General features: G+C 73.0%; 11 protein-coding genes. 9 read left to right on the plus strand and 2 right to left on the minus strand.

The annotated features are described in order from the left end of the window. Positions 1-38: 38 nt before the first annotated feature. From ACME2J_RS21470 to ACME2J_RS21505, 8 genes are all read left to right on the plus strand, one after another. Entirely contained in the window at positions 39-887 is an 849-nt protein-coding gene (locus ACME2J_RS21470) for an ATP-binding domain-containing protein (protein ID WP_495546991.1), read from the plus strand. Between the two features lie 179 nt (positions 888-1,066). Continuing rightward, positions 1,067-1,345 carry a hypothetical protein gene (locus ACME2J_RS21475; protein ID WP_495546992.1) on the plus strand — a complete coding sequence of 93 codons (279 nt, stop codon included), beginning with the start codon at positions 1,067-1,069 and terminating at the stop codon, positions 1,343-1,345. 2 nt (positions 1,346-1,347) lie between these two features. After that, on the plus strand, positions 1,348-1,650 hold the full coding sequence (locus ACME2J_RS21480; protein WP_495546993.1) for a hypothetical protein: 303 nt from the start codon (positions 1,348-1,350) through the stop codon (positions 1,648-1,650). 140 nt (positions 1,651-1,790) lie between these two features. Beyond that, positions 1,791-2,303: an OsmC family protein gene (locus tag ACME2J_RS21485; protein ID WP_495546994.1), complete on the plus strand. Its 513-nt coding sequence runs from the start codon at positions 1,791-1,793 to the stop codon at positions 2,301-2,303. Between the two features lie 99 nt (positions 2,304-2,402). Then, positions 2,403-3,725, plus strand: coding sequence for an NfeD family protein (locus tag ACME2J_RS21490; RefSeq protein WP_495546995.1), 1,323 nt, complete (start codon positions 2,403-2,405; stop codon positions 3,723-3,725). Continuing rightward, on the plus strand, positions 3,722-4,474 hold the full coding sequence (locus ACME2J_RS21495; RefSeq protein WP_495546996.1) for a slipin family protein: 753 nt from the start codon (positions 3,722-3,724) through the stop codon (positions 4,472-4,474). The genes ACME2J_RS21490 and ACME2J_RS21495 overlap by 4 nt, the downstream gene beginning before the upstream one ends. A 48-nt stretch (positions 4,475-4,522) precedes the next feature. Beyond that, positions 4,523-4,711, plus strand: coding sequence for a hypothetical protein (locus ACME2J_RS21500; RefSeq protein WP_495546997.1), 189 nt, complete (start codon positions 4,523-4,525; stop codon positions 4,709-4,711). A 47-nt stretch (positions 4,712-4,758) separates the two neighbouring features. After that, the gene (locus ACME2J_RS21505; protein WP_495546998.1) at positions 4,759-4,947 is read left to right on the plus strand and encodes a hypothetical protein; all 189 of its coding nucleotides are present in this window, start codon (positions 4,759-4,761) and stop codon (positions 4,945-4,947) included. Positions 4,948-5,020: 73 nt separating this feature from the next. On the opposite strand, the gene ACME2J_RS21510 is transcribed toward ACME2J_RS21505, so the two are convergent. Together ACME2J_RS21510 and ACME2J_RS21515 are read right to left on the minus strand one after the other, a co-directional pair. Beyond that, the gene (locus ACME2J_RS21510) at positions 5,021-5,821 is read right to left on the minus strand and encodes a GNAT family N-acetyltransferase (RefSeq protein WP_495546999.1); all 801 of its coding nucleotides are present in this window, start codon (positions 5,819-5,821) and stop codon (positions 5,021-5,023) included. A gap of 2 nt (positions 5,822-5,823) precedes the next feature. Then, the gene (locus tag ACME2J_RS21515; protein ID WP_495547000.1) at positions 5,824-6,942 is read right to left on the minus strand and encodes a class I SAM-dependent methyltransferase; all 1,119 of its coding nucleotides are present in this window, start codon (positions 6,940-6,942) and stop codon (positions 5,824-5,826) included. A gap of 130 nt (positions 6,943-7,072) precedes the next feature. Between ACME2J_RS21515 and ACME2J_RS21520 the strand changes: the two genes are divergently transcribed. Then, complete coding sequence (locus ACME2J_RS21520) at positions 7,073-7,483, plus strand: AfsR/SARP family transcriptional regulator (protein WP_495547001.1); 411 nt, start codon at positions 7,073-7,075, stop codon at positions 7,481-7,483. Positions 7,484-7,753: the final 270 nt, after the last annotated feature.

Here is a 7,753-nt window from a genome sequence, read left to right on the forward strand (position 1 = left end):
TGGATTCGCCCCCTATATGGGGGTCAGATCAACGCGCGTTGGATTCGTACCCCGGCGGCGCGCCAAGCGAGGGCGGCGCCGACGCCCCCCTCGCGCCCGGCGTCGTCGTCCTCGACCGCGTTCACCGCTACGCCGAGGCCGGCGCGATCGCCGAGCTCGCCGCCGCGATCCGCGCCGGCGACGCCGACGCGGCGCTCGACGTCCTCGGGCGCGGCGCACCGGACGTCACGTGGCTCGACGCCGACGCGGGGACGGCGCCGCTCGACGCGCTCGGCGTCGTCCGCGACGCGGCGGTCGACGCGGGGACGCAGCTCGTCACCGCCGCCCGCGCCGGGGACGCCGCCGCCGCACTGAAGGCGCTCAACCGCTTCCGGCTCCTCTGCGCGCACCGCCGCGGACCGCACGGCGCAAGCCACTGGGTCCGCGTCGTCGAGCGCTGGCTCCAAGACGCGGTCGGCGACTTCGACCCCTCCGCTGAGTGGCACGCGGGACGACCGCTCCTCGTCACGGAGAACGACCCGAGCCTGCGCCTCTTCAACGGGGACGCGGGCGTCGTCGTCACCCAGGCGGACGGCCGGCTCGCCGCGGCCTTCGAGCGCGACCGGGAGATCGTCACGCTCGCGCCGTCCCGCCTCGCGGCGGTCGACACCGTCCACGCGATGACGATCCACAAGAGCCAGGGCTCGCAGTTCGGCACCGCCGCGGTGATCCTGCCGCCGCCCGACTCCCCGATCCTCACCCGCGAGCTCCTCTACACGGCGGCGACGAGGGCCCAGACCCGCCTGCTCGTCGTCGGGGACGAGGCGGCAGTGCGCGCCGCGATCGCCCGCCCGGCCGCCCGCGCGAGCGGCCTCCGCGCGCGCCTCTGGCCGTCCCCCTCGGCGTGAGTGTGGATCTACCCGGCGCACAGCCAGGTAGATCCACACTCACGGCCGACACGAGCGCTCCGCTCCCCGCGAGCGCCGAGGTGCGCCATCGTGACGTTCGCGACAGAAGACGCGCGTCCGGTCGTACGAATTGGCTGCGGTTGGTCGCCCCGCAACCGTGGCATGCGAGCGTCGAGCACGTGGAGATCGTCGCCCGCACGCGGGCGCCGGAAGGCATCGGCGTGGTCCTCCCGGCGGTGGTCTACGCGAAGATCCTCGAGGAGCACTCGGCAGCAGCCGACCTCGCGCTCATCGCTCGCGCCGTGCGCTCGCCAGCGGTGCGCCGTGCCGACGTGCGGCCGGCCCGCGAGCGCTTCTTCGCTCACGGCCGCAGACAGTGGATCCTCGTGGTGGTCGACTTCTCCCACACCCCTGCCATCATCGTCACTGCCTTCGCGACGACACGCTCGCCTGCCTGACAATGTCCTCCGTCACCGTCCACGTCTCCTCGGCAGACCTCCAGCTCTCAGGGATGTACGAGCACATCGGCGACGTGCTCTATCTCTCCTCGGCGGAGGACGACAAGAGCGCCCCGGCACAGGAGACCCCCGAGGGTCATGCCGTCCGGCTCTCGCCCTCAGGCGAGGTCACGCATCTCACCGCCATCAACGCGCGCTGGCTGCTCGGGCGCGACGGCGAGATCGTCGCCTCGCTCCGCGACGGGCGGCGGCTCCGTCTCAGCGCCGGCGACCTCGCGGATCTCGTCCCGGCCGCGAAGGACTGAAGCGCCCCTCTTTCGGCGTGAGTGTCGATCCACCCACGCTAGGCGTCGGTAGATCGACAGTCACCGGCCACACCGGCCACACCGGCGCGGCCAGGCCCACCCCCCGTGTCACCCCGCCGCCATACGGGAACCACCCGCCCATGCACAACATCGACCTCCCCGCCCTCGAGGAGACGACGCGGCGCGCCCGCGAGGACCCATCGACGGTCGTCATGCCGACGAGCTTCGAGGGCGTCTTCCACACCGACGGCGGGCCGCAGTTCACCGCGACGATCCCGCTGCCGGACGGCAACACGTTCGACTTCGCCGCGGACTTCCCGCCGCCGATGGGCGGGGGCGGCGCGGCACCGAACCCGCTCGCCTACTGCTTCTGGGGCGGGCTCGCCTGCTACGCGATGACGTTCGCGCAGGAGGCCGCGAAGGCGGGCGTCGAGCTGCATGCGCTGCGGGCGCGCGTCGAGACCGAGGTCGACCAGAGCCGCGCGCTCGGCGTCACCGACAACCCGCCGGTCGAGCACGTCGACTGGACGCTCCACGTCGACGCCGACGCGGACGAGGACGCCCTCGCCGAGATCAAGCAGGCCGCCGACGACCACTGCCCGGGCGTGTACTGCCTGCGCAACCCGATCGAGCTGCGCACCGCCCTGGGGTAGGCGCGCCGGCGCACGCCTACCGGCCCGCGGAGCGGGTACCCGTCGGGTGTGCGCCCCTCGCGCCACCCGGCGACCGGCGCGCCGCCCCGGCGGCGGCGCATGGCCGCCCTCGCCTGCCTCGTCGCGGGCGCGCTCCTCCTCGTCTGGTCGACCGCCGCCGCGCAGACCGACCGCCGCGACACCGCCGTCTCGATCGAGCTCACCGGGACGATCGACCCCGCCTCGGCCAACTGGATCGACGAGGCGCTCGCCGAGGCCGCCGAGGAGGGTCGGCCGCTCGCGATCATCCGGCTCGACACGCCCGGGGGCCTCGACACCTCGATGCGCGACATCGTCCGCGACATCGGCACCGCGCCGATGCCGGTCGTCGTCCACGTCGCCCCGGACGGCTCGCGGGCCGCGTCGGCGGGCCTCTTCATCACGCTCGCCGGCGACGTCGCCGCGATGGCCCCGCAGACGAACATCGGCTCGGCGACCCCGATCACGCTCGGCGGCGGCGAGACCGACGAGGTCCTCGGCCGCAAGATCACCAACGACGCCGCCGCCTACGCCCGCGCGCTCGCCGAGGCGCACGACCGCAACGCCGAGGTCGCCGAGCGGATGGTCCGCGACGCCGAGAACCTCACCGCCCGCGAGGCGCTCGACCAGGGGCTCATCGACCTCGTCGCCTCGTCCCAGGACGACCTCCTCCGCGCGCTCGACGGCTTCGAGATCGCCGGCCCGAAGGCGCAGACGCTCGACACGACCGGCCTGCGGGTCGAGCGGCGCGACATGCCGCTGCAGTACGAGATCCAGCAGTTCCTCGTCAACCCGAGCGTCGCCTACCTGCTCCTTCTCGGCGGCCTCCTGGGCATCGTGCTCGAGGTCCTCAGCCCCGGTCTCGTCGGCCCGGGACTCTTCGGCGCGATCGCCTTCCTCCTCGGCCTCTACGGCACCGCCCAGCTCCCGGTGACCGCGACCGGCATCCTCCTCCTCGTCCTCGGCATCGGCCTCCTCGCCGCCGAGACCCAGGTGCCGAGCTTCGGCCTCCTCGGCGCGGCGGGGATCGCCTCGCTCGTCGCCGCGGGCCTCCTCCTCTACGACACGGACTCCGAGGCGCTCGACGTCTCGGTCCCGCTCGCCGCCGCGACCGGCGTCGTCCTCGGCGCCTTCGCGCTCTTCGCCGCCTCGAAGGCGATCGCGGCGCGCTCGGCCCCGCCGCGCTCGGGCGCCGACGACCTCGTCGGCGCGCCCGCCGACGTCCGCACCGCGCTCGACCCCGCCGGCCAGGTGTACGTCCAGGGCGCGCTCTGGCGCGCCCGCCTCACCGAGGACTCGGGCGAGCCCGTCGCCCCGGGCGCGACGGTGCGCGTCGAATCCGTCGACGGCCTCACCCTCCTCGTCCGTCCCGACCCCGACCACCCACCGGAGAGCACCCCATGAGCACCCTCCTCATCGTCGTCATCGCCGTCGCGTTCCTCGTGACGATCCTCCTCGCCGCGGCGATCCGCATCCTCCGCGAGTACGAGCGCGGGGTCGTCTTCCGCCTCGGCCGCCTCCTCGGGGCGAAGGGCCCCGGCCTCATCCTCCTCATCCCGGTCATCGACAAGATGGTCCGCGCCGACCTGCGGACGATCACGCTCAACGTCCCGCCGCAGGAGGTCATCACCCACGACAACGTCCCCGCGCGCGTCAACGCCGTCGCCTACTTCCGGGTGATGGACCCGGTGAACTCGGTCGTCAACGTCGAGGACTTCAACCGCGCGACCTCCGAGATCTCGCAGACGACGCTGCGCTCGGTGCTCGGCAAGGCCGACCTCGACACGCTCCTCGGGGAGCGCGAGCGGCTCAACGAGGAGCTGCAGCAGATCATCGACGAGCAGACCGAGCCGTGGGGCGTGAAGGTGTCGGTCGTCGAGATCAAGGACGTCGAGATCCCGACCGACATGCAGCGCGCGATGGCGCGCCAGGCCGAGGCAGAGCGCAACCGGCGCGCGCGCATCATCAACGCCGAGGGCGAGTACCAGGCCGCGGAGAAGCTCGCCGACGCCGCATCGGTCATCAGCGAGAACGCCGGCGGCCTCCAGCTGCGCTATCTGCAGACCCTCGGGGACCTCGGCGTCAACCAGAACACGACGGTCGTCTTCCCCGTCCCGCTCGAGCTCATGAAGGGCTTCGGGGGCCGCGAGTGAGCGGCACCCTGGAAGCCGAGGTGCCCGACCCCGTACCATTGGTCACAAGTGTCCAAGCTCAGTCCACAGCAGCAGCGCGCCCACGACGCCCGCGAGAAGAAGATGGCGGAGATGCAGGCGCAGATCGACAACGGGTCGCTCACCGTCCGCAAGATGACGGACGAGGAGCGCGAGAAGTTCGGGAAGATCCCCGAGCGGCCGCCTGGCGCGGACAAGCGCCGCAAGCGCTCTCGCTGAGACTCCCGTCGCGGTTCAGCCGGGATCCCGAGGGGTATCCCGGCGGCATGAGCCTGCTCGACAAGATCACCGGCCGCCTCAAGAAGACCGCGGGCGACGTCGCCGACGACGCCCACCTCCGCGAGCAGGGCCGTCGCGAGGAGCGCAAGGGCGAGGCGAAGGACGAGGCCGCCCGCGCCCAGGAAGAGGCCCGCGAGAAGCAGGCCGAGGCCGACCGCCTCGAGCGCCGCACCTGACGCCCCCACCTCCTCGAGATGCAGGAACGTCACCGCTGCGGTGACGAAGCTGCATCTCGCGGGGCCGTGCGGTTCAGGGGGCCCGCCAGAACGGCCGGCGGTAGACCGCCTGGAAGCCCGCCCGCAGGATGTTGCGGTGCGAGGCGTCGGGCTTGCCCTCGGCGATGTCGCCGGTCTCGACGACGAGCCGGCGCAGGCCGAGCGTCCTCGCGACGTCGATCCGCGCGGCGAGCAGCGCCTGCTGGGCGCGGCGGCCGCGCGCCGACGGGTGCGTCGCGCCCCACGTCACCCACCCGGCCTCGCCGCGGACGAAGAGCGACCCCGTCGCGACGAGGCGGTCGCCGTCGAACGCCCCGAGGCAGTGCCAGCCCGGCCGGCCCGGCAGCGCCGCGAACCACGGGGCGAGCTCGGCCGGGAGGTCGAACACCTGCGCGAGGAGGACCCCCATCGCGGGCGCGTCCGCCGCCGCGACCGTGCCGATCCGCAGGTCGCAGTCGATCCGCTCCGGCGGGCTCGTGTCCCGCGCGAACTTCACCCACGGGTACTCGCGCTCGTAGCCGCGGTCGCGCAGCGCCGCCTCGCAGGGCGCGCCCGCCGGCACCGCGACGAGCGTCGGGACGCCCGTCGCGGCGAAGAACGCCTCGATCTCGGCGAGCTCGTCGCCGCCCGCGTCGTCGGCGAGGCCGAGCGCGTGCGTCGCGAGCCGCGACCCCGGCATCGCGCCGATCGCGACGCAGCTCGCTCCGCCCGCCTCGGCGTGGGCGATCCCGCAGCGCGCCGCGAGACCGGCCGGCGCCGCGGCCCACTGGTCGCGGTAGCCGGCGATCTCGGGCGCCTCGAGGACGCTCGCGTGGATGTCGATCGTCGCCGACATGCTCAGCGCAGCCGGTAGACGCGGAACGTGTCGTGCTCGATCGGGAGCACCTCGACGTCGGCGAACCCCGCCTCGGTCGCGTAGGCGCGCACGGTCTGCGGGCGCATGACGGTCCCGGTCGCCGCCGACGGCGTCTCCGTCCGGCCGACGGGCAGGCAGTGCAGGACGCTGAACCCGAAGAGCCAGCGCTCGACGTCGTCGCCGGGCGAGAGGGTCTCGGCCGCCCGCTCGTCCATGATGAGGACGGCCCCGTCCTCGCCGGCGAGCGCGCGCATGGTGCGCAGCGCGTCGACGGGGCGGGCCATGTCGTGGAGGGCCTCGAGGACCATGACGAGGTCGTAGTCGCCCTGCACCGGCGTCGCCGCGTCGTGGAGGTGGAAGCGGACGCGGTCGGCGACGCCGGCCTCCGCCGCGTTGCGGCGCGCGAGCTCGACCGAGGCGCGGTCGACGTCGAAGCCGTCGACGTGGACGTGCGGGTAGGCCTGCGCGACCGCGATGCTCGACCAGCCGCCGCCGCACGCGATGTCGGCGACGCGGCCCGGACGATCGACCGACCGCAGGCGCGCGTCGACGTCGGCGATCGAGGGCAGCCACTCGCCGGCGAGGAGGCGCTCGAAGACCGGGCGGTTGAGCGCGGCCTGCGCGCGGACGAACGTCTCGCCGTAGTCCTCGTAGGGGACGCCGCCGCCGCTGCGGAACGCGCGCGCGACCGCGGGCACGGCCTCGTAGACCGAGGCGACCGCCGCGGCGAGCGGGCCGGTGTGCGCGAGGCTCGTCGCGTCGAGGAGCACCTCGGCGTGGCCCTCGGGCAGGGCGTACCGGCGCTCCTCGGCCGGCGCGAGACGGTCGTCGACGTCGAGGACGCCGGTGACCGCCTGCTGCTCGAGCCACTCGCGGGCGTAGCGCTCGTCGATGCCGGCGATCTCGGCGAGCTCGGCGGAGGTCGTCGCGCCGCGGCCGTGCAGCGCGTGGTAGAGGCCGAGCCGGTCGCCGAGCGTGATCGTCGCGAGGTCCATCGCCTCGATCGAGGCGGCGAAGAGACGCTCGGCGAACGCGTCGCGGCGCGCCTCGGTCGCGTCGGCGGGCTCGGCTGTCGGGGTGGGGGCGTGGTGCAGGCACATGGCGGATCTCCTCGGGGGACGGGATGACGCCGCCAAGGCTCCCGCGCGCCCGTCCGCGCACCGTCCGCCCAGCGTCTGCGCGCCGTCGACGCCGTCCGAGGGGCGTCCGGCAGCGACTACGCTGCGGTGCATGCTGCGCGTCGAGCTGCTCGGCGGGCTCCGCCTCATCTGCGACGGGCGGGAGCTGCCGCCGCCCTCCTCCCGTCGGGGCCAGGCGCTGATCGCGTGGCTCGCGCTGCATCCCGGCGTCCACGCGCGCTCGCGCGTCGCCGGCGCGCTGCGCCCGGACGCGAGCGAGGACGTCGCGCGCCACACCCTCCGCCAGGCCCTCTCCTCGCTGCGCTCCGCGCTCGGCGAGGCGGCCGACGCCCACCTCGTGCTCGGCCGGGACGCCGTCGGGCTCGCGGGCGGGGCCGCGGTCGAGGTCGACGTCGCGCAGTGGCGGGAGCGCGCGGCGCGCGGCGACGGCGACGCCGTCGAGGCGCTGCTGCGCCCGCTCGTCCCCGACCTCGTTCATTTTCCAGTATTTCTCTGGCTGTGACATAATTCCTTGCCTCCATCAGGCTGGGTTCTATGTATCGATTATTGATAAAAAAAGTAAACAGGCAAAGCAGGGCTAACAATCCCCATTGAGCCTTTGTATTGGAAAGCAGGGCATGTGAATTATTCATTTTTTAATAGCTTATCAAACGACCTTGTTTCTGCTTTTTTCTGAACGTAAGGTAAGTGAACGAAAGTGTAAAAATAGATTTCTGGCATAGATGCCTGTACCAAATATCTGCCCCAAAAACAATACAGGATCATAACGAAG

The sequence above is a fragment of the Paraconexibacter sp. genome (assembly GCF_059438195.1).